We start from the raw sequence: 20,819 nt of genomic DNA, 5'->3' as shown, positions 1-20,819 counted from the left end.
GGGCGTTTAGTACTGGTACCCCAGGCGGATGCCCCAGGTCGCCGGCCGGCCGGGGATGGCGATGTCGGCGTTGGTGAAGAAGTTGCGCAGCAGGTCGTAGCGCCTGTCCAGGATGTTCTGGCCGTAAACCGTGGCCGTCCACGGCCCCTGGTCCGGCGTCAGGGTGACGGCGGCGTTGACCAGCCAATAGCCGGCGACGTTGTAGCGGCTGCCCAGCAGCGAGCGTTCGCTGCTGCGATAGCTGTAGTCGGCCTCCGTCTTCAGCGTGTGGCCGGGCAGGGCCCAGTCATAGCTGACGCCGCCGTTGTAGGTGATGCGGGGGAAGCCCAGATCCTCCCCCGCCTGGTTGGTGTAGACGGGGCGGCAGGGATAGCAGGTGGCCAGCGAGGCCGCCGTGTCCACGGCGTTGAATTCCTTGAACTCGCCATGCGACAGGCCCAGCGCCTGGGTGATCAGCAGGCCGGGGCGGGGCGCCCAGTCGGCCTGCAGCTCCGCGCCGTAAATCTCCGACCGGGGGGCGTTCACGATCTTGCCGATGGCGGCGAAGGTCGGGTCGATGATGACCGATTGCACCTGCTGGTTATGGTAGTCGTAGTAATAGGCCGAGGCGTTCAGGCGCAGGGTGTGGTTGGCCAGGTCGGACTTGACCCCCGCCTCATAGGCCCACAGCACCTCCGGCCGGAAGGGGGCCAGGCCGCCCAGTGCGAGGGTGTTGTAGGCGGTGAAGCCGCCGGACTTCACCCCCCGGCTGAGGTTGGCGTACAGCAGCGCCTCGTCCGTCACCTTGAACTCCACCCCCGCCTTGCCCGTGGTCTGGGTGAAGCCGGTGGGCACCCTGTCCGCCGAAACGCCGATGCCGGTGTCCGGGATGGTGATGGTGCTGAAGGTGCGCAGCGTGCGGTCCTCATGCTCCTCCCGCAGGCCCAGGACCAGCTTCAGCCGGTCGGTGACAGCGTAGTCGGCCTGGCCGAAGCCGCTGATGGATTCCGCCGTCTGGGCATAGCGGGTGTTGGCGATGAAGCCGTAGATGTCGGTGAAGTCGGACAGGAAGGCCTCACGCAACGTCTCGTGCGAGTAATAGAGGCCACCCACCCATTGCAGCCGGCCCACCCCGCTGGAGGCCAGGCGCACCTCCTGCGACACGTCCTGGGCGCGGCTGTTGAAATATTCGTCCGCGTCGCGGTAGGCGGTGGCGTCCCAGTCGTTGAACTCCTTGCGGTTCAACGCCTCCCACGCCGTGATGCTGGTCAGCGTCACATCCTCGAAGCGGTGCAGCACCGTCAGGTCGGCGCCGCCGCTGGTGTTGTTGCGGAAGGGCTTGGCATTGGGGTCGGCGCCGATGACCTTGGCGAAGGCGGGCGACAGGCCCCACCCCGTCTTGGACGGGTCGGTGTCGGCCGGCAGGGTGCCCACGCCCGGCTGGACGGCGGGGTTGAAGAGATAGCCGCCGGTGCCGTCCGACAGGTCGCGGCCGTAATGCAGGTTCAGCCTCACGTCCGTGTCCGGCGTGGCCGCCCAGTCGATCTTGGCGCGCACGGCGGTGCGGTTGGCGTTGCCCAAATCCTGACCGGTCAGGCGGTTGGTCTGCCAGGCGCCGCCCTGCTGCGTCATGGCCGACAGCCGCACCTTCACCGTGTCGCTGACGGGGCCGGAGACATAGGCCTCGATCTTGGCGGCGTCATAGCTGCCATAGTCGGCGGTGATGCCGGCGCTGGCGCTGTCCGTGGGGTTGGCGGTCAGGATGTTGATGGCGCCGCCGGTGGTGTTGCGGCCGTACAGCACGCCCTGCGGCCCGCGCAGCACCTCCACCCGGTCCACGTCATAGACCAGGTCCTGGGTCATGATGGGCAGGGGGTAGGCGACCTCATCGACATACACGCCCACGGTGGGCGTGTTGTTGGAGGCATAGTCGTTGAAGCCCACGCCCCGGATGCGGAACTGTGGCTGCCCGCCGCCGAAGGCGTTGGTGACCTCCAGCCCCGGCGTCATGTTCTGCAGATCGTTGACCGAGGTGACATGGTGCGTGGCCAGGTCCCCGGCGGAGAGGACGGAGACGGACAGGCCCACGTCCTGCACCGACTGCGCGCGCCGCTGGGCGGTGACGATGATGTCGGGAATGCCGCCGCCGTCCTGCTCCTGCGCCACGGCGCCGCCGCCCATCAGCAGGATACCGGAAAGCGCCCGGCCCCATACCGCTTGGCCCCGTAACAGCCGACCTGCGGCCGCGTACACGCGTGGTCCCTTCATCCTCAGCCACTCCCCCATCGTTCCCCGGCGTGGCCCTTGGTTGGGCTCGTTCACCGGATCACGCCGGCCGCCGAATTGTACTGTTCAATGGATGTGCAAAATATTAATAGCACACTAACGACAGTTAGCACGGGGAATAACGCTCCGGTCAATCGCGTAAATGGCCGGCGGGTGGTGATTACCAGGATAGGCAGCGCATATCTGTCATGCTGCGCCTGCTCACGCAATGAGCGCCGTCACAGCCTTAAGGTGGACGGGCGGGTCGCGCAAGTATGGCATCGGTTGCAGGGCGGGGGCGTTCGCGGCTGCGATAGGACGGTTGGTCCCGCTCAGTCCGGCCGCGCCAGGGCGGCCAGCCGCTCCTTCACCTGCGGCCACTCGGCGGCGATGATGGAGAAATAGACGCTGTCGCGCAGCCGGGCGGGGATGGCCTCACCCTCCGGCCCCACGCGGGCCGGCACCACGACATGGGACCGGAAAATGCCTTCCTGTGTGGCGCCGATGCGGGCGATGGCGGCGCGGGACTGCTGGTTCAGCGCGTCGGTCTTTAACTCCACCCGGTGGGCGCCCAAGACCTCGAAGGCGTGGGTCAGCAGCAGGCGCTTGGCATCGGTGTTGGCGCCGGTGCGCTGGTGCGACCGCGCCACCCACGTCCAGCCGATCTCCACCCGCCGGTTGGCGCGGTCGATGTTGCCATAGCGTGTGCTGCCGATGACTTGGGCCGAGGCCTTGTGCACGATGGCGAAGGGCAGGCTGACATGCCGGTCCCGCTCCTCCAGCGCCGTGTGGACATAGGCCCGCATCTCATCGGGCGTGGTCACCTGCGTCGGCACCCAGCGCCACAGCACCGGGTCCAACCCCACGTCGATCAGCCCCGGCAGATGGTCCTGGCTCAACGGCTCCAGCCGCACCACGGCCCCCGTCAGGGTGACGGGGCTGACGGTCATGGGGCGGGTGTCGATCTCGGCCATGGGGGCTCTCCGTAGAAGGGGGCTCCTGGTTCGATACGGGCGGCAGGCGGTCGGGGCAAGTGTGGGATTGTCTGGGGGACAAGGTTGGGGGAAGTTGTGTGCTTTTGATAGATTTTATCAGGAGTTGAATTAAGCGCGAATCTAGGTCACATTTATCGACGGTCGATAATTCAAACTGCAGTGATCAAACTCTCTTGGATCATAACCATGAAATAATTTAACTATCAAATGTCCGAATTGCGCAACAAGTTGTTGAAAATTTGCCAATTTTCCTCCTGATGAAGGTTAATCGTAAAATGGACGTGCGGCATAGTGATATTGAGAGCTTGGAAGAGAAAGTAAAGAAGCTTTCTTATGATAAATATTTACATAGCTTGAGGCTTGTAAACGTTAGGAGCTTTACGAACCAAAAGATTAATTTTGATTTTCCAGTAACGGCAATAATAGGTACTAATGGTGGTGGAAAATCCACTATACTTGGTGCGGTTGCTCTCGCTTACAAAGACGTAAGGCCTGGCGACTTCTTCCCAAAGTCGAATATCGGTGACACCAGTATGGCGAACTGGCGCATCGAATATGAAATTGTCGATCGAAAAGTTAGTAAAACTGGGCCGATACAGCGGAATGCGCGTTTCGTTGCGGCGAAGTGGAGACGGGACACGGTTGCCGAGCGCAATGTGGTTGTGATTCCGATTCAACGCACGGTTCCAGCTAACGAACAGACAAAATTCAAGCAGTTCATCGGAATTAATCAAAACAAAGAAATTGTTAAGACGCCCATTCCTGCGGCAATAATTCAATGTGTTAGTCGAATTTTAGGGAAAGACGCAAAGCATTATGAGCGTGTATCTCTTAAATCTGATCCATCTAAGAGTATTCTCGTAGGCATGCATCAGAAAAATGATTACTCTCAATTTCATTTTGGTGCAGGTGAGGCGTCTATTATAGAGATGGTGTCACGTATTGAAGACGCAATCGATAATTCTCTCATACTAGTTGAGGAAATTGAAAATGGATTGCATCCCCTGGCAACACACAAAATGGTAGAATATTTATTAGATGTTGCGAAGCGTAAAAGGGCTCAAATTGTTTTTACGACTCACTCGGAATATGCGTTAGAGGTTCTGCCGCAAAAGGCTATCTGGGCATGTATCGATGGGACTGCTTATCAGGGTAAGTTGACCATTGAAAGCCTTCGTGCCCTTACGGGCACGGTATCAAAAAATGCGGTTATCTTTGTAGAGGATGATTTCGCTAAAGACCTCGTAGAGGAAATGTTAAGGCAGTATGCACGCGACATTTTTGACCAAGTACAGGTGCATAAGGCGGGTGGATATCCGTTTGTTATTGAAGTACTCAAGCATCATAAAGCAAATCCCACCGTTAAAGCGCCAGCGGTTGCTGTCATTGACGGCGACAATCCGCCTCTTGCGGAGCCAAATGACGGCGTAATTGAATTGCCCGATGGAACACCAGATTCGATTGTATTTGGATTTGTCCATGACAATGCGGAAGAAATGTCTGCGCTTGTGCAGCAGCGATGCCAATGCCCCTCGGTGAAGCAAGATATAATTATCTCAACAATTAGATCTGTCAAAATTGACACAACTGATCCTCATTTATATTTTTCTAAGCTTGGCGAAAAACTTGGATTCATTTCCGAGATTATTATGAGAAGGGGATTAATATCGATTTATGTTGAAAAAAACTCGGACATACTTCGTCCAAAAGTGAACGCAATTCGGGTGCGTTTGGGAATTGAGGCGCCTTCTGTTACGTAATTTCTGTTTGCTCGCGCCCTGAATAAAATAGGAGAAGGGGCGCCCCCCCACGGTCCCGCCCCTTCTCACCCCTCACTCCAAACTCAACCCCCGCGCCTACGCCCCCGCCTGCCGCGCCTTTGCCTCCGCCCGGCGGCGGTGCAGCACCGGTTCGGTGTAGCCGTTGGGCTGGCGCACCCCGTCGAACACCAGGTCGCAGGCGGCCTGGAAAGCGATGCTGTGGCTGACGTTAGGGGCCATGGGGGTGTAGGCGGGGTCGCCGGCGTTCTGCTTGTCGACCACGGCGGCCATGCGCTCCAGGGTCTCACGCACCTGTTCCTTGGTGCAGATGCCGTGGTGCAGCCAGTTGGCGATGTGCTGGCTGCTGATGCGCAGGGTGGCGCGGTCTTCCATCAGGCCGATGTTGTTGATGTCCGGTACCTTGGAACAGCCGACCCCCTGGTCCACCCAGCGGACGACGTAGCCCAGGATGCCCTGGGCGTTGTTGTCCAGTTCCTGCTGGATTTCCTCCTCCGACCAGTTGGCGCCATTGGCCAGCGGGGGGGTGAGGATGTCCTCCAGCTTGGCGCGGCGGTGGCCGGCCAGCACCGCCTGGCGGGCGGCCACGTCCACGGTGTGATAGTGCAGGGCGTGCAGCGTGGCGGCGGTGGGGGAGGGCACCCACGCGGTGTTGGCGCCGGCCTGGGGGTGGGCGATCTTGGTGGCCAGCATGTCCGCCATCCGGTCAGGCATGGCCCACATGCCCTTGCCGATCTGCGCCCGGCCCTTCAGGCCGCAGGCCAGGCCGGTGTCGACGTTCCAGTCCTCATAGGCCTTGATCCAGGCCGTGCCCTTGATGTCGTTCTTGCGCACCATGGGGCCGGCTTCCATCGAGGTGTGGATCTCGTCGCCGGTGCGGTCCAGGAAACCGGTGTTGATGAACACCACGCGGTGCTGGGCGGCGCGGATGCATTCCTTGAGGTTGACGGTGGTGCGCCGCTCCTCATCCATGATGCCCATCTTCAGGGTGTTGGCGGGCAGGCCTAGCAGCTGTTCCACCGCCCCGAACAGGCGGTTGGCGAACGCCACCTCCTCCGGTCCATGCATCTTGGGCTTCACGATATAGACGCTGCCGGCGCGGCTGTTGCGCACGGCCGGGGTGTCGCCCACGCCCTCGCGCCGCAGGTCGTGCAGGGCGATGGTGCTGGTCATGATGGCATCCAGGATGCCCTCGGGGATGTTGCTGCCATCGGCCAGCAGCACGGCGTCGGAGGTCATCAGGTGGCCGACGTTGCGCACCAGCATCAGGCTGCGGCCCGGCAGCGTCAGGGTCTTGCCCGCCGGGGCGGTGTAGACGCGGTCCGGGTTCAGGTGGCGGTCCACCGTCTGGCCGCCCTTCTCGAACTGGGCGGTCAGGGTGCCGTTCATCAGGCCCAGCCAGTTGCGGTAGGCCAGCACCTTGTCGGCGGCATCCACGGCGGCCACCGAATCCTCGCAATCCATGATGGCGGTGATGGCGGATTCCAGCACGATGTCGGCCACATGGGCCTTGTCCTCGCGCCCGATGCGGTGATCGGCGTCGATATGGATCTCGGCGTGCAGGCCGTGGCGGCACAGCAGGATGACGGTGGGGGCGGCGGCGTCGCCCTGCCAGCCGCCCAGGCGGCTGGGGTCGGCCAGGCCCGTCGTGGCCCCGCCCTGCAGCGTCACCGCCAGGGCGCCGTCCACGATGGCATAGCCGGTGGCGTCGCGGTGCGAGCCCTCGGCCAGGGGGAAGGACTGGTCCAGGAAGGTGCGGCCGAAGGCGATGACCTTGGCGCCGCGGATGGGGTTGTAGCCCCGGCCGCGCTCCGCCCCGTCATCCTCCGGCAGGGCGTCGGTGCCGTACAGGGCGTCGTACAGGCTGCCCCAGCGGGCGTTGGCGGCGTTCAGGGCATAGCGGGCGTTCATCACCGGCACCACCAGCTGCGGGCCGGCGATGGTGGCGATCTCCGCATCCACATTGGCGGTGCTGACGCTGAAATCCGGCCCCTCGGGCTGGATGTAGCCGATGGCCGACAGGAAGGCGCGGTAGGCGGCGCCGTCGAAGGGCCGGCCCTTCTGGCCGCGGTGCCAGTCGTCGATCTGCTGCTGCAGGGCGTCGCGCTTGGCCAGCAGGTCGCGGTTCAGCGGCGTCAGCTCGTGCGCCAGCACATCCACGCCCTGCCAGAAGGCCTCCACCGACAATCCGGTGCCGGGCAGGACCTCGTTCTCGACAAAGTCGAACAGTTCCTGCGCCACCTGAAGATGCCCGGCCGTAACCCGTGCCGTCATGGTCCTCTCCCCTGATTTCTCTCGCTCATGCGTGGCCTTGGCCGGCCATCGCGGGTTTATGACGCACTGTTTTTCGACGCCCGATATGGGTAGGGGTCGCCGGGGTCGCCGTCAACGGTGCGGAAGTGCCGGGGCCGGCATAGGTCCATCGGGGGCCCACCGGCGGCCCATCGGCGATCCGTCAGCGCGTGGCCCGGTCGACCAGATAGACCAGATGGCGATAGGGCACGCCGGCATGGTCGGCCAGGCCGATCTCGCACGTTCGGTTGCTGGAGTATCCCGCCTCGCAGCCGGCCGGCACCTGGGGGGCCAGGAAGCGCAGGGCGTGGTCGTTCAGTTCCGGCTCGACAAAGCCCTTGTCGCCGGCGAACCCGCAGCAGCCCACGCGGTCCGGCACCACCACCGTGGCGGCGCAGGCCTTGGCCACGGTGGCGGCCTGCGGATCGATGCCCATCTTGCGGGCCGCACAGTTCAGGTGCAGCAGCACGGGTTCCGCCTGCGGGGTGGGCGTCAGGCGGGGCAGGGCGTCCTGCGCCAAGAACTCCACCAGATCCTTCACTAGCAGTTCCTTGTGGGGCAACCGGCCGGAAAGGTAGGTCTTCATGCGCTGGGTGCAGGCGCTGGCGTCCATGACGATGGGAATGCGGCCATTGTCGCTGGCGGCCTTCAGCGCCGCCTCCATCTCCGCCGCCTTGGCGTCCGCCGCCTCCTTCATGCCTTCGGACTCGAAGGCCAGGCCGCAGCACAGGTTGGGCAGGCCCTCCGGCACGATGGCGCGGAAGCCCGCGCGCTCCAGCACGCGCAGGGTGACGGCGGGCAGGGGATCGCTCTCCCCATCCTCCACCGCGGGGCCGAAGGTGCGCCCGGCGCAGGCGGCCAGGTACACCACCGGCTCGCCCGCCGCGGTGGGGGATGGCAGGTCCTTCAGCCAGGCCATGCTGGCCCCCTCCGGCAGGTTGGGGCCGGCGTGGGGCAGGCGGTCACCGGACAGTGTGCGGGCATAGGCCGCCAGGCTGGCCACCTTCTTCGGCCCAACGGCCTGGGCGGCGAAGGCGGCCAGGTTCAGGGCGCCGCGCGTGGCGGCCAGCACGGCGCCATAGTGGCGGGCCATCAGGCCGGCCACGGTGCGGGCCCTTGGCCCATGGCGCTTGCCGCGCAGGGCCTTGGTCAACTGCCCGGTCTCGATGCCCACGGGGCAAGCGGTGGCGCACAGGCCGCAGGCGGCACAGGTGTCGATGGCGTGGTGGTCGTAGAGGTCCCGCAGCTCCGTCGCCGGGTCTCCCAAGGCCGTCAGGCGCGCGATCTCCCTCAGACCGGTGATGCGCTGGCGGGGGCTCAGGGTCATGCCGTGCGAGGGGCACATCTTCTCGCAGAAGCCGCACTCCATGCAGGTGTCGACGATGGCGTGGGCCGGCGGCAGGGGCTTCAGGTTCTCCAGGTGCAGGCGCGGGTTGGTGTTCAGCAGCACGCCGGGGTTCAGCAGGTTGGCCGGGTCCAGCAGGCGCTTGATCTCCCACATCAGGGATGTCGCGGCCTTGCCCCATTCCAGCTCGACGAAGGGCGCCATGTTGCGGCCGGTGCCGTGCTCCGCCTTCAGCGATCCGTCGTATTTCTCCACCACGATGTGGACCATCTCGTCCATGAAGCGGGCGTGGCGCTCGATCTCCGCCTCGGTGCTGAAGTCCTGGGCGAAGACGAAGTGCAGATTGCCGGCCAGGGCATGGCCCATCAGGATGGCGTCGGGGTAGCCGTGCTTGTCGAACAGCGCCCGCATGTCGTGGCAGGCGTCGGCCAGATCCTCGATGCGGAAGGCCACGTCCTCGATGATGACGCTGGTGCCGGTCTGGCGCATGGCGCCGATGGTGGGGATCAGGCCCTTCCGGATCTTCCACAGCTTGGTGTATTCGGCGGCGTCGGTGGTGAAGGCCGGGGGCCGCAGCAGGGTGACCCCGGCCAGCAGTCCCTCGATGGCGGCGATGTTCTGGCGCAAGGCCTCCGGGCTGACGGCGCGAGTTTCCACCAGCAGGGAGGCGACGTCCTCGCCCATGCTGTCGATCTCGGGCGGCAATCCCGGCTGGCCCTTGGCGCTGCGCAGGCTGGCGCGGTCCATCAGCTCCACCGCCGCCACCGGCCCGCCGTTCAGCAGGCAGGCGGCGCGCCCGGCTTCGACGATATCGGGGAACAGCAGCAGGGCGCTGGCCTTGTCCGCCAGTTCCGGCACGGTGCGGTAGGTGACCTCCGCGATGAAGCCCAGCGTCCCCTCCGACCCGATCAGCAGGTGGGCCAGGATGTCCACCGGGTCCTGATAGTCCACCAGGGCGTTCAGGCTGTAGCCGGTGGTGTTCTTGATGGCGAACTTGCGCCGGATGCGGTTGGCCAGCGCCTCGTCCTCCCGCACCCGCCGGCCCATGGCATCCAGCCTGGCCAGCAGGTCGGCATGGCTGACGCGGAAGGACGCCACGCTGGCGGCGTCGCCGGTGTCGACCAGGGTGCCGTCCGCCAGCATGAAGCGCAGCGACAGCATGGTCTTGTAGGTGTTCTCATGCGTGCCGCAGCACATGCCCGAGGAGTTGTTGGCCGCGATGCCGCCGATCTTGCAGCTCTCGATGGATGCCGGGTCCGGCCCGATCTTGCGGCCATAGGGCGCCAGGCGGCGGTTGACCTCCGCCCCGATGATGCCGGGCTGCACCTTGATGACGCTGCCGTCGTCATTGATGACGGAGCGGTGCCAGCCGTCGCCCAGCACCATCAGCAGGCTGTCGGTGATGGCCTGGCCGGAGAGGGAGGTGCCGGCGGCGCGGAAGGTGACGGGGGTGTTGTGGCGGCGGCAGGCGGCGAGCACGGCGCTCACCTCCGCCTCGCTATCCACCCGCACCACCAGCTTAGGCACCAGGCGGTAGAAGCTGGCGTCCGTGCCATAGGCCAGGCGGCGCAGCGGGTCGGTGATCAGCCGGTCCGCCGGCACCACGCCCGCCAGCTCGGCGCGCAGGGCGTCGTAATCACGGGTGAGGACAGGGTCCGCGGCGGGGTTCACGATGCTGTCCGGCATGACCCTCACTCCCCTTCTTTTCGCACCAGCAGGATGATCAGCTCCTTGGGGCCATGGACGCCATAGGCCAAGGTCTGCTCGATATCGGATGTCTTGGACGGGCCGGAAATCAACAGGGCATTGGTGGGCATGCCCGCCGCCCAGCCCTGGTCCCGCACCACCGCCGCCAGCGTGTCGTGCAGCGTGTCCTCCTCCAGCACGGCGATGTGCAGGGGTGGCAGCAGCGACAGCAGGCGCGGCTCCTCCGCCGTGGGCCACAGGATCAGGGTGCCTGTCTCGGCGATGGCGCCGCGCGTGCCGGTCAGGCCGGCATCCACCTGGTGCACCAGCGTGTCCTTCAGCGCCTCCACGGACTGGTCATAGGGCACCAGGGTGGGCAGGGGCACGCCCTGGGCCGCCGCCCGCAGCAGGGTGTCGCCGCGCGGCGTGCCGGGGGCGACCATCAGGCGGCCGACGCCCCGGTTGTTCAGGATGGTGGCCAGCCGCTCCGGCCAATTGGCGGACGTCACGTCGTGGATCTCGGCGTGGTTGGCCTCCGCCATCTGGCGGAAGCGGGCCAGCTTGTCGGCGTAGGTGGGCGGCGTCCAGGGCGGCAGGTCGGGACCCAGCCGGCCGGGGGCGGCCTTCAGGCGGCCCAGGATATTGGCCCTTGCCGTGTTTGAGGCGGCGCTCATTTCGGCACCTCGTTCAGGTAACCGCGCTCGCGCGCCAGGTCGTGCAGGGTGCGCGGCTTGAAGCGGGGCTTGGCCCGCGCCGTGGTCCAGTCGCGCATCAGCGGGGCGCCGGCCGGCACCCAGTTGCCGCCCCAGGCCAGGGCGCGGGTGACCATGCGGTACAGCAGCGGCCGGGTATAGACCAGGCGCCAGCCGGCCCAGACTAGGCTCTCCGTCCACGACCGCTCCGCCCCGCCGTCCTTCACCACGGGTAGGTGCGTGGCCGGCGTCTCCGTTGGCCGCACAGCCTCGCGGCGCAGGCGCACCAGCAGGTCGGGGATGGGTATCTTGACCGGGCAGACCTCCGCGCAGGCGTTGCACAGGGTGGAGGCGTGGGGCTGGTCGCCGGCGGCGTCCAGGCCCTGCAACTGCGGCGTCAGGATCTTGCCGATGGGGCCGGGGTAGATGGCGTTGTAGGTGTGGCCGCCCACGCGGGTGTAGACCGGACAATGGTTCATGCAGGCGGCGCAGCGGATGCAGCGCAGCGTGTCCGCCAGTTCCACATCCTGATAGACGCGGCTGCGGCCGCCATCCAGCAGCACCAGGTGCACGGCCGTAGGGCCATCCTTCTCCCCGGCTTTCCGGGGGCCGCTGATCATGTTGACGTAGGTGGTGATGGGCTGGCCGGTGGCGGACCGGGTCAGCAGGGCCAGCAGCGGCGGGACGTCGTCCAGGAACTCCACCACCTTCTCGATGCCGGTCACGGCGATGTGCAGCGGCGGCAGGGTGGTGGACAGGCGGCCGTTGCCCTCATTCTCGATCAGCACCAGGGTGCCCGTCTCCGCCACCGCGAAATTGACGCCGGAAATGCCGGCGTCGGCGTTGGCGAAGCGCTCCCGCAGCACCCGGCGGGCGGCGGCGGTCAGCTCATCCACGTCGCCGGTGCGTTCCAGGCCCGGTATTTTCTCCGCGAACAGGTCCGAAATCTCATCCTTGTTCTTGTGGATGCAGGGCATGACGATGTGGGACGGCGTCTCCCCCGCCAGCTGGATGATGTACTCGCCCAGGTCGGACTCCACCGCCTCGATGCCGTGCCGCTCCAGGTGGGCGTTCAGGTGCATCTCCTCCGACACCATGGACTTGCCCTTGATGACGGTGCGGGCGCCGGCCTGTTGCAGGATGCTCAGGACGATGGCGTTGGCCTCCTCCGTCGTCTCGGCCCAATGCACCTGGACGCCGTTGGCTGTCAGGTTGGCTTCAAGGCGCTCCAGCAGGTCCGGCAGCTTGGCCAGGGCGCGGGCCTTCACGGCGGCGCCCCGTTCCCGCAGCTCCGCCCAATAGGCCGGGTCGGGGAACTGGGCGGCGCGCTTGGCCATCAGGCCGTCCATGGCCCGGCGGAAGTTGCGGCGCAGCTGCGGGTTGTTCAGCGCGTCGGGCGCCCTTTCTGCGAACCGGGGGACGTGTTCGGCATGCATGCCGCCGTCAGCCGCCATGACAGCGCTCCATCAGGAATTCGGCGATGTGGCGGCAGCGGGTGCCGTCGCCCACCTTCTCGGCATGGCCGCCGATGTTCATCAGGCAGCCGCAATCGCTTGACAGCAGGGTGCCGGCGCCGGTCTCCCGGACGCTGGCCAGCTTGTCCGACACCATGGCGGTGGACACGGCCGTCTGGCGCACGGCGAAGGTGCCGCCGAAGCCGCAGCACTCCCGCTCCCGCTTGTTTTCCACCAGGGTGACATTGGCCAGCTGGCGCAGCAGGGCCTTGGGTTCCTCGCGCACGCCCATCTCGCGCAGGGAATGGCAGGACGGGTGCCAGGTGACGGTGACGGGTGCGCCCTTGTCGGCCAGTTTGACGCCCAGCACGTTGACCAGGAAGGCCGTCAGCTCATGGATGCGGGCGGCGAAGGCGATGGCGCGCGGCTGGTCGGGGTCGCCCTCGAACAGGTGGGCGTAGTGGGTCTTCATCATGCCGGCGCATGAGCCGGAGGGCACGACGATGGGGATGTCGCCGGGGAAGGCGTCCAACTGCGCCCGCGCCACCTCGCGCGCTTCCTCGACATAGCCGGAGTTGCGCGCCGGCTGGCCGCAGCAGCTCTGCCCCTCCGGAAACACCACGGTCACGCCGGCGTGGCGCAGCAGGTCCATGCCGGCCAACCCGGCCTCGGGGTACAGCATGTCCACCAGACAGGTGCCGAAGAAATAGACCGTGTCTGGCCGGGCCGCCGGGGTCGCGGCGGCGGCCGTATTTGTGGCGGCCAGGTTTGTGGTGGTCAAAAGCCCGTTCCTCCCAGGATGCTGCCCCTGGACGCGGCTTGCCTTCGCCCTGGGGAAATTGCCGGCGCCATATTTTACCAGCGGCCTGTTTTGGTCAAATCATTTTACCAAAGGGGCCGGCGGTGGCCGCCCCTCCGGTGCAAGGGAAGGCCAAATCATTCAGCGGCTTAATCCCGGCGGCCCTGGCCGGCCTTGTCCCCTAGGCGGATTGGCCGACACGTAGCCGGGTTAACCAAGACCTTGGATTAGGGCCATCTTTTCCGTTTGCGCCCGCCCTGCGCGCGGGTTATCCATCATTATGTCCATGGTACAGTAAATTGACCAAGGAGACATCAACCCGGGCGATACCCGGGGCGCCTGAATAGCGCGCCTGACCGATACCAGCCGCGTGGGGAGGACGACAGAACGCCGGCGGGCACCGGCGGCATCCCCAACCCGCGCCGCCTTACGCGTTCCGCCTGGTTTCGACACGACAACAAATAGGGGGGAAGGCCATGCAGCCTTGGGTCCAGGTCTATGACCCGTTTGGGAACATGGTGGTGTCCGCGCTGGTCGCGGTGCTGCCCATCGTCTTCTTTTTCGTGGCGCTGGCCGTGCTGCGGCTGAAGGGCTACGTCGCCGGCACGCTGACCGTGCTGCTGGCCCTGATCATCGCCATCGCGGCCTATGGCATGCCGGCGTCCTCGGCCATCGCCGCCGTGGTCTACGGCTTCTTCTACGGCCTGTGGCCCATCGCCTGGATCATCGTGGCGGCCGTTTTCCTGTACAAGATCACGGTGAAGACGGGGCAGTTCGACATCATCCGCGCCAGCGTCATCTCCATCACCGAGGACCAGCGGCTGCAGATGCTGATGGTGGGCTTCGCCTTCGGCGCCTTCCTGGAGGGGGCGGCCGGCTTCGGCGCGCCGGTGGCCATCACCGCCGCCATCCTGGCCGGCCTGGGCTTCAACCCGCTCTACGCCGCCGGCCTCTGCCTCATCGCCAACACGGCACCCGTCGCCTTCGGCGCCATGGGCACGCCCATCATCGTCGGCGCCCAGGTGTCGGGCCTGGACGTCTACAAGGTGGCGGGCATGACCGGGCGGCAGCTGCCGGCCCTGTCGGTGTTCGTGCCCTTCTGGCTGGTCTTCATCATGGACGGGGCCAAGGGCGTGAAGGAAACCTGGCCCGCCATCCTGGTGACGGGGCTCAGCTTCGCCATCAGCCAGTACTTCACCTCCAACTACATCGGGGCCGAGCTGCCGGACATCATCTCCGCCCTCATCAGCCTGCTGTGCCTGACGGTGTTCCTGAAGTTCTGGAAGCCCAAGACCATCTTCCGCTTCAAGGATCAGGAGACGGCGGAGGAGCGCGGCGCGCACGCCTATACCGGCGGCCAGATCCTGAAGGCGTGGTCGCCCTTCCTCATCCTCACCGTCATCGTGACGATCTGGAGCCTGAAGCCCTTCAAGGCCCTGTTCGCCAAGGGCGGCACCCTGGTGGACACCGTGTTCCTGTTCGACGTGCCCAGCCTGCACAACGCCGTGACCAAGGTGGCCCCCATCGTCAAGGCCGCCACCCCCTACGCTGCGCAGTACAAGCTGGACCTGCTGGCCGCCACCGGCACCGCCATCCTCATCTCCGCCATCCTCAGCATGATCGTGCTGCGCTATGCCCCGGGCAAGGCGCTGGCCACGTTCGGGGAGACGCTGGCGGAGCTGAAATGGCCCATGTACACCATCGGCGCCGTGCTGGCCTTCGCCTACATCGCCAACTATTCCGGCCTGTCCTCCACGCTCGCGCTGACCTTGGCGGAGGCGGGTAAGGGCTTCCCCTTCTTCTCCCCCATCCTGGGCTGGCTGGGCGTGTTCCTGACCGGGTCGGACACATCAAGCAACGCCCTGTTTGGTGCACTGCAGGCCACGACGGCGCAGCAGCTGGGCGTGTCCGACCTGCTGCTGGTGGCCGCGAACAGTTCCGGCGGCGTCACGGGCAAGATGATCTCCCCGCAAAGCATCGCGGTGGCCTGCGCCGCTGTGGGCCTGGTGGGCAGCGAGTCCAACCTGCTGCGCTTCACGCTGAAGCACAGCCTCTTCTTCGTCTGCATCGTGGGTGTGATCACCCTGCTGCAGGCCTACGTCTTCACCGGCATGATTCCGCAGTAATACCAGCGGCACGAGATGGTGACTCGCGCCGCTGTAGGCCCCGACCGGGGCCGCCGGAGCGAGCACCGCAGGGCGCAGCGAGGACAAGCCTAGGCGGACGGATGTCCGCCGCCCGGCGCGTGAGGGTGCATTTGAACGGTCACGTTCAAATGCCGCGCGTATAAGTCCGTATTATCCCCGTACCCTCCTGGCCCCGGCGGGCGACCGCCGGGGTTTTTCTTTGAATCAGTCCGTGATTTCATGGGCAAAGGTATAACGACCCAGAAGCCGGCCGAGCGCCTGCCTATCACCCTGGGCCCGGATCCGGGCCAGCAGGCCGCGATCCGGATCCAGCACGACGTCGACCTCGATATGGTCCAGGCCCGCGGTCTTGCCCTCCTGCCGGACGACGTCGGCGATCTCGTACCCCACCAGGGTCGGCTTGAAGACCTTGCCGACGCTGGTCAGTGGCAGGGCGTCCAGGACGCGCACCGCCTTGGGCCAGGCGGCCCGTTCCGGAATGAGGGCGCAGGCGTGGGCCAGCAGTTCCTCGCTGGTGGCGGTCGCGGTGGTGCGCAGCTGGACATAGGCCACGGGCAGCTCACCGGCGTGCGCGTCGGGCCGGCCCACCGCCGCCGTCATCGCCACCGCCGGATGCGCGGCCAGGGCCTCCTGGATCACGCCGGGGTCGATGTTGTGGCCGCCCCGGATGATCAGTTCCTTGCGGCGGCCGGTCAGCCAGAAATAGCCGTCGGCATCCTGCCGGCCCAGATCCCCGGTGTTCAGCCAGCGCTCACCGGCGATGGCCAGCCAGGTGCCGCCCTCCCGGGCGGGGTCGGTATAGCCCTCGAAGACATTGGGGCCGTTCAGCGCGATGATCCCAACCTCACCCACGGCGGCATCGCGGACGTAACCGCCCTGGTCGTCCAGGATGACCGCCTTCATCCGCTGATAGGGCAGGCGCAAGCCGATGGAGCCGACGCGGCGTTCCCCGGCCGGCGGATTGACGCTGGAGGTGCAGGCCCCCTCCGTCAGGCCATAGCCTTCCAGGATGCGCACGCCCGTCGCCTGCTCGAAACGGCGGAACAGCTCGACCGGCATGGGCGCGGCCCCGCACATGCCGAGTTCCAGGCTGGACAGGTCATGCCCCTCCACCGGCTGTTCCAGCAGCGTCGAATAGACGGTCGGCACACCGGAGAAGAAGGCGATGCGGTGCCGCTCCACGATCTCCCAGAAGTGGCGCAGCACGCCCTCGCCGCGATAGCCTTGGGGCGTGCCGATGACGACATGCCCGCCGCGCCCCAGCGGCGCCAGCCCCGTCACCAGCTGTCCGTTGACGTGGAACAGGGGTAGCCCGCAGAAGAACACCGGCTGCGCCGCGGTCCCGCCCAGCACCTGGTTCATGGCCCAGCTGTCGAACACCTCGCTGTGATGGGTACGCCGGGCGATCTTGGGAAGGCCGGTGGTGCCGCCGGTGGCGAAGTAGGAGGCGATGTCCGTGGCGGCGGGGGCGGCGAAGGTCAGCCGTCCGCCCTCGTGGCGCTTCAGTGCGCGCGTCATGTCCTGGACGGGCACATCCAGGCGGGTGGCGCGCCGCCGCCGGGCCGCCAGCACCCGGGCGATGGGCGCCAGGGGGGAGCGCAGATAGCGCAGGGGATCGACGGTCAGGATCTGGCGCACTGAGGGCGCCTCCACCAGGGCTGCGCAGGCCTTTTCCCAGAGGGCGCTGCCCGGCGCCGGGCCCAGGGTGACCAGCAGCCTGGCGTCCGCCGCCCGCAGCAGCGCGGCGATCTGGTCGGCCTCCAGCAGGGGGTTGATGGGGAAGGCGATGCCCGCTGTCTCCGCCCCCCAGATGGCCAGGTGGGTTTCGATCAGGTTGGGCAGCAGGATGGCCACGGTGTCGCCCCGGCCTATGTCTAGGTGGCGGAACATGTGGGCGGCCTGGGTGATCCGGGCCAGCAGCGCGCGATGGGTCAGGGTGTACGGCCGCGCCTGGTCCCGGCTGCGCAGGAAAAAGGACAAGGCGGGCGCATCGGGGTTCAAGGCGGCGCCGGTGGCGATCATCTCATAGCTGTTCGCCGGCAGGTTCCGCTGGGCCAGCGGGACCGCCTCGATACGCTCGATATCGGCCAGGCAGGAAATCCCCATGCTCATGCGTTAAACCTTCATCCGTGGGTGGACATCATCGGGCGATGGACCAACGCCGTCGTTATGACGGCCCAGGCTTGACTTTTGACAGCCTATCCATACACGGAAAAGAGGAATGTTCGGCTGGCTCGGCGCTTCGGGCGAGCGCGGCTATTGATTGGGGGGAACCATGACAGCGGCATTGGACGTGATCGCCGTCCGGGGGGCGGGCGCTGGACTTGGGGGCCGGGCGTTGCGCTGGAGCATGAGGCTGCTGGTCGCGGCCACCTGGGTCAGCGGCGCCATCTTCGGCGCCTACATCCTGGCCTTCTTCGGCGGCACCGCGGTCAACGGCACGGCCGCCCGGTGGAATGAGTCGCTGCCGGCCCTGCACGATGCTGGTGCACCGGTGGCCACGGCCGCCATCGGCGCGCATTTCATCGCCGGCGGCATCCTGCTGTTGCTGGGCCCCATCCAGCTGATGGGTCGTGTCCGGCGCGCGGTGCCGGGGCTGCACCGCTGGCTGGGGCGGCTGTACGTGACGTGCGCCGGTTTCGCCGGGCTGGGCGGCCTGGCCTACGTCCTCACCACCGGTACGCTCGGCGGCACGATGATGAACTTGGGCTTCGGCACCTACGGCGCGCTGATGTCGCTGGCGGCGGTGCTGGCCTACGCGCATGCCCGTGCCCACCGGTATGACCAGCACCGCGCCTGGGCCATCCGCCTGTTCGCGCTGACGGTCGGTTCCTGGTTGTACCGCATCGAATACGGCTTCTGGTTCCTGACCATGGGCCGGCTGGGCCACACCAGCCATTTCACCGGCTGGTTCGACGCGGTGATGGTGTTCTTCTTCTACGTGCCCAACCTGGCGGTGGCCGAACTGGCCATCCGCTCCTATCGCGCCCAGTCCAATAACGGGTCCCCGGCCAACGGGTCACGGGCCAACGGGCCGCTGGCCTACGCCGCCACCGTCGTGCTCCTGGCGACGGCGGCTTTCGTGATCGTCGCCACCTGCTCCTTCACCGCCGATTATTGGTGGCCCAGCATCGTGGCCGGCATCACCGGCGCACCCCTCTGATGGCGCGCCGTGCGGTAAGCGCTTCACAGGGGCGTGTCGGAATCCCCGGCCAGCAGGCGGGGATACAGCTCCTTGAAGGCGAAGCCGTCGCTCTTGCCGCCCTCCTTGCGCTTGAAGCGCAGTACGACGTCGAAGCGGTCCTCCGGCCAGGCGGTGGGCGGCTTGCCCCGGCGGACGGGCAGCAGGGGAATGATGCTCTCCACGATGGCCTGATGCTCCCAGCACACCAGCACCACCCCGGACAGGGTCAGCAGCTCCTTGACCAGCGTCGCCTCCTGCCCCTTGCCATAGGTGGTGTTGGGCACTTCCAGCCCCAGGCGCGCCGCCAGGGGCGAGGCCGTCTCGAACGGCCGCTTGCTGGGCCCCTTGTTGACCGTGGTCCCTGGTGTCGCCGCATACACCGCCGCCGGCTTGGCATAGGTGCTGCCCTCCAGCCCCGCCCCGAACAACGCCGCCCAGGCCCCCGCCCGCTGCCAACCGCGGATGACCAGGGATTCCTTGTCCTTGGTTCCGTCCAGGGTCAGACCGGGCCCAGGCCAGCTGCCCTCGGGCTTTTCGGCATGGCGGATGAAGTACAGCGTCAGCTTGCTCATGAGGGGCCCTCCGGTTGGTTTCGCCCATTACACGGGCAAAATCCCAGGATGACAATACCAGAGGTAGAGGATTCGACTTTGACGTCTACGGCACCGCCGCCCGCTCCCCACCGCCGCGCTTGGCCTCCTGCAGGTCGCGCACCTCGTCCATCACCGTGTCTCGGCCGGCGGCGAAGTCGGGGAAACGCCAGCCCACTTCCTGTTCCGGGCTGAGGTCGCCGGCGGCGACGCCGAAGGCGTAGTTCAGCCAGAAGCACCGCGTGATGTCGTGGCAGCCGTGCACCCAGTCGTGCATGCCGGTGGCATAGCCCACGGTGGTGTTGGTGTTGCGCAGCACCAGGGGCGCGCCCGTCTCACCCCAGAAGGTGTCGCGGTCGCCCACGCGTTGGCCGATGATGTGGGCGTGGGCGCCGGCGTAGTACTTGGCGCGGGCCAGGGTGACGATGGCGGCGGAGAAGGTGGCGTTGCCGGTCAGCAGCCACAGGGTCCCGTCCGGGGCCAGCAGCGTGGGCAGGCGGCGGGTGAAATCCACCGTCTTGGTGTAGTCGCCGCCGCCGTCATAGCGCAGGTCGATGACCATCCAGCGCCAGCCGCCCGGCGGCGCGCTGGCGGCCACGGCCTCCAGCTGCCGGGTCAGGGGCCCCTTGTCATCGTCCATCACGGCGTTCAGGCGCAGGTACAGGCCCTGGTGGTCCAGCGGGCGGGTCTCCAGGCTGGCCGTCTTGCCGCCATAGAGGTGGGTGAAGGCGGCGGCCTGCGGCAGCCAGCGCAGGCTGTCGGCGCTGGCCATGGGGCCGGCCTCCAGGGACGTCTGCATCGTCCCGCCCGCCTCATCCGCCAGGGTCAGCGCCAGGTGGCGGCCGTCCGTCTCCGGCCAGATGGCGCGCAGCAGGGCAGGGCAGACCAGCAGGTTGATGCCCTGGGCCCGCGCATGCTCGTCAGTGCCGGTCAGATAGGGTCGCACGGCGGCGGGGATGTCGTCCGCGGGGTGCCCGTCGATGGCCACCACCCGGCGACCCAGCAGGCCCGCCTGGGCATCGGCGGCGCCGATGACGTACAGGCCGTCGTCGAACCAGGCCAGGCGCACCGGCGCCACGCCGTACTCCGCGTATTTGGGGAACAGTTGCACGGCGGTGTGGCCGTTGCCGGCCAGGGCCACCAGCCGCGCCACCTCCATCACGAAGGTGGGGGCGTCCATCTCGCCCACGCGGGCGCGCAGGTCCGCCACCCCCTGTGTGAAGGCGGCCCGCCCCTCCGCCGTGAAGCTGCGGTCCAGGTCCAGCAGCACCAGCAAATCGTCCAGGTCCTGGCCGCGCGCGTCGGCGATGCTGGTGGGTGAGGGCTTGGGCGCCAGGGTGACGGATGGGCTGAAGCGGGCGCGCAGGGCCGTGCCCACCAGCCATTCCGCCCTGAACCACAGCGCCGCCGCGGCGACGGCCAACACGATGACGGCGATCACGAGCCGTTTGTACGACATGAGTTTTTTCCCCCTTGTTCTGTCGGGGGCGCTTACTCAAACACCGTGCCAGTTTGGTTAATCATTATTTATCAATAGGTTGTCGAAAGCGAGCGCGGAAGCGATGGCGGTTACCTTCAAAAAGTGAGCGCTGGCACCAATCGAGAGCCGTTCT

Annotated in this window: 13 protein-coding genes; 3 read left to right on the top strand and 10 right to left on the bottom strand. The window is 66.6% G+C overall.

Annotated elements, in window-relative coordinates; all coding sequences use genetic code 11:
• Positions 1-6 precede the first annotated feature (6 nt).
• Positions 7-2,247 (bottom strand): TonB-dependent receptor, encoded by a 2,241-nt coding sequence (locus FBZ88_RS09235; protein WP_246138585.1) that lies wholly within the window; start codon positions 2,245-2,247, stop codon positions 7-9.
• A 329-nt stretch (positions 2,248-2,576) separates the two neighbouring features.
• A complete protein-coding gene (locus FBZ88_RS09230; protein WP_246138584.1) occupies positions 2,577-3,218 on the bottom strand; it encodes a GNAT family N-acetyltransferase in 642 nt (213 codons plus the stop codon).
• A 296-nt stretch (positions 3,219-3,514) separates the two neighbouring features.
• On the opposite strand from FBZ88_RS09230, the gene FBZ88_RS09225 reads away from it, so the two are divergent.
• A complete protein-coding gene (locus tag FBZ88_RS09225) occupies positions 3,515-4,999 on the top strand; it encodes an ATP-dependent nuclease (RefSeq protein ID WP_186464295.1) in 1,485 nt (494 codons plus the stop codon).
• 96 nt (positions 5,000-5,095) lie between these two features.
• On the opposite strand, the gene FBZ88_RS09220 is transcribed toward FBZ88_RS09225, so the two are convergent.
• From FBZ88_RS09220 to FBZ88_RS09200, 5 genes are all read right to left on the bottom strand, one after another.
• Positions 5,096-7,291, bottom strand: coding sequence for a malate synthase G (locus tag FBZ88_RS09220; protein ID WP_145616538.1), 2,196 nt, complete (start codon positions 7,289-7,291; stop codon positions 5,096-5,098).
• Between the two features lie 181 nt (positions 7,292-7,472).
• Entirely contained in the window at positions 7,473-10,340 is a 2,868-nt protein-coding gene (locus FBZ88_RS09215) for an FAD-binding and (Fe-S)-binding domain-containing protein (RefSeq protein WP_145616537.1), read from the bottom strand.
• A 5-nt stretch (positions 10,341-10,345) separates the two neighbouring features.
• The gene (locus FBZ88_RS09210) at positions 10,346-11,014 is read right to left on the bottom strand and encodes a LutC/YkgG family protein (RefSeq protein WP_145616536.1); all 669 of its coding nucleotides are present in this window, start codon (positions 11,012-11,014) and stop codon (positions 10,346-10,348) included.
• Complete coding sequence (locus FBZ88_RS09205; RefSeq protein ID WP_246138583.1) at positions 11,011-12,486, bottom strand: LutB/LldF family L-lactate oxidation iron-sulfur protein; 1,476 nt, start codon at positions 12,484-12,486, stop codon at positions 11,011-11,013. Before FBZ88_RS09205 ends, FBZ88_RS09210 begins: the two co-directional genes overlap by 4 nt.
• A complete protein-coding gene (locus FBZ88_RS09200) occupies positions 12,476-13,267 on the bottom strand; it encodes a (Fe-S)-binding protein (protein WP_281290120.1) in 792 nt (263 codons plus the stop codon). Before FBZ88_RS09200 ends, FBZ88_RS09205 begins: the two co-directional genes overlap by 11 nt.
• A gap of 494 nt (positions 13,268-13,761) precedes the next feature.
• Here FBZ88_RS09200 and FBZ88_RS09195 point away from each other — a divergent pair, with 494 nt between their 5' ends.
• The gene (locus FBZ88_RS09195; protein WP_145616535.1) at positions 13,762-15,411 is read left to right on the top strand and encodes a lactate permease LctP family transporter; all 1,650 of its coding nucleotides are present in this window, start codon (positions 13,762-13,764) and stop codon (positions 15,409-15,411) included.
• 225 nt (positions 15,412-15,636) lie between these two features.
• Here FBZ88_RS09195 and FBZ88_RS09190 read toward each other — a convergent pair whose 3' ends face one another.
• On the bottom strand, positions 15,637-17,544 hold the full coding sequence (locus FBZ88_RS09190; protein ID WP_211102584.1) for an acyl-CoA synthetase: 1,908 nt from the start codon (positions 17,542-17,544) through the stop codon (positions 15,637-15,639).
• Positions 17,545-17,707: 163 nt separating this feature from the next.
• On the opposite strand from FBZ88_RS09190, the gene FBZ88_RS09185 reads away from it, so the two are divergent.
• On the top strand, positions 17,708-18,595 hold the full coding sequence (locus FBZ88_RS09185) for a DUF2306 domain-containing protein (RefSeq protein WP_145616534.1): 888 nt from the start codon (positions 17,708-17,710) through the stop codon (positions 18,593-18,595).
• A gap of 23 nt (positions 18,596-18,618) precedes the next feature.
• Here FBZ88_RS09185 and FBZ88_RS09180 read toward each other — a convergent pair whose 3' ends face one another.
• Entirely contained in the window at positions 18,619-19,188 is a 570-nt protein-coding gene (locus FBZ88_RS09180; RefSeq protein WP_145616533.1) for a histidine phosphatase family protein, read from the bottom strand.
• Between the two features lie 85 nt (positions 19,189-19,273).
• Positions 19,274-20,665, bottom strand: coding sequence for a hypothetical protein (locus tag FBZ88_RS09175; RefSeq protein WP_145616532.1), 1,392 nt, complete (start codon positions 20,663-20,665; stop codon positions 19,274-19,276).
• Between the last annotated feature and the right edge of the window lie 154 nt (positions 20,666-20,819).

Origin of the sequence: Nitrospirillum bahiense (assembly GCF_007828025.1) — a bacterium.
Classification (GTDB): domain Bacteria; phylum Pseudomonadota; class Alphaproteobacteria; order Azospirillales; family Azospirillaceae; genus Nitrospirillum; species Nitrospirillum amazonense.
The sequence above is the reverse complement of the archived record's forward strand: the minus strand, read 5'-3'. Positions and strand labels throughout refer to the sequence as shown.

Excerpts from the sequence above, each read along its gene's own strand:
- FBZ88_RS09235 (WP_246138585.1), bottom strand. The coding sequence starts at position 2,247 with ATGAAGGGACCACGCGTGTACGCGGCCGCAGGTCGGCTGTTACGGGGC.
- FBZ88_RS09230 (WP_246138584.1), bottom strand. The coding sequence starts at position 3,218 with ATGGCCGAGATCGACACCCGCCCCATGACCGTCAGCCCCGTCACCCTG.
- FBZ88_RS09225 (WP_186464295.1), top strand. The coding sequence starts at position 3,515 with ATGGACGTGCGGCATAGTGATATTGAGAGCTTGGAAGAGAAAGTAAAG.
- FBZ88_RS09220 (WP_145616538.1), bottom strand. The coding sequence starts at position 7,291 with ATGACGGCACGGGTTACGGCCGGGCATCTTCAGGTGGCGCAGGAACTG.
- FBZ88_RS09215 (WP_145616537.1), bottom strand. The coding sequence starts at position 10,340 with ATGCCGGACAGCATCGTGAACCCCGCCGCGGACCCTGTCCTCACCCGT.
- FBZ88_RS09210 (WP_145616536.1), bottom strand. The coding sequence starts at position 11,014 with ATGAGCGCCGCCTCAAACACGGCAAGGGCCAATATCCTGGGCCGCCTG.
- FBZ88_RS09205 (WP_246138583.1), bottom strand. The coding sequence starts at position 12,486 with ATGGCGGCTGACGGCGGCATGCATGCCGAACACGTCCCCCGGTTCGCA.
- FBZ88_RS09195 (WP_145616535.1), top strand. The coding sequence starts at position 13,762 with ATGCAGCCTTGGGTCCAGGTCTATGACCCGTTTGGGAACATGGTGGTG.
- FBZ88_RS09190 (WP_211102584.1), bottom strand. The coding sequence starts at position 17,544 with ATGAGCATGGGGATTTCCTGCCTGGCCGATATCGAGCGTATCGAGGCG.
- FBZ88_RS09185 (WP_145616534.1), top strand. The coding sequence starts at position 17,708 with ATGACAGCGGCATTGGACGTGATCGCCGTCCGGGGGGCGGGCGCTGGA.
- FBZ88_RS09180 (WP_145616533.1), bottom strand. The coding sequence starts at position 19,188 with ATGAGCAAGCTGACGCTGTACTTCATCCGCCATGCCGAAAAGCCCGAG.
- FBZ88_RS09175 (WP_145616532.1), bottom strand. The coding sequence starts at position 20,665 with ATGTCGTACAAACGGCTCGTGATCGCCGTCATCGTGTTGGCCGTCGCC.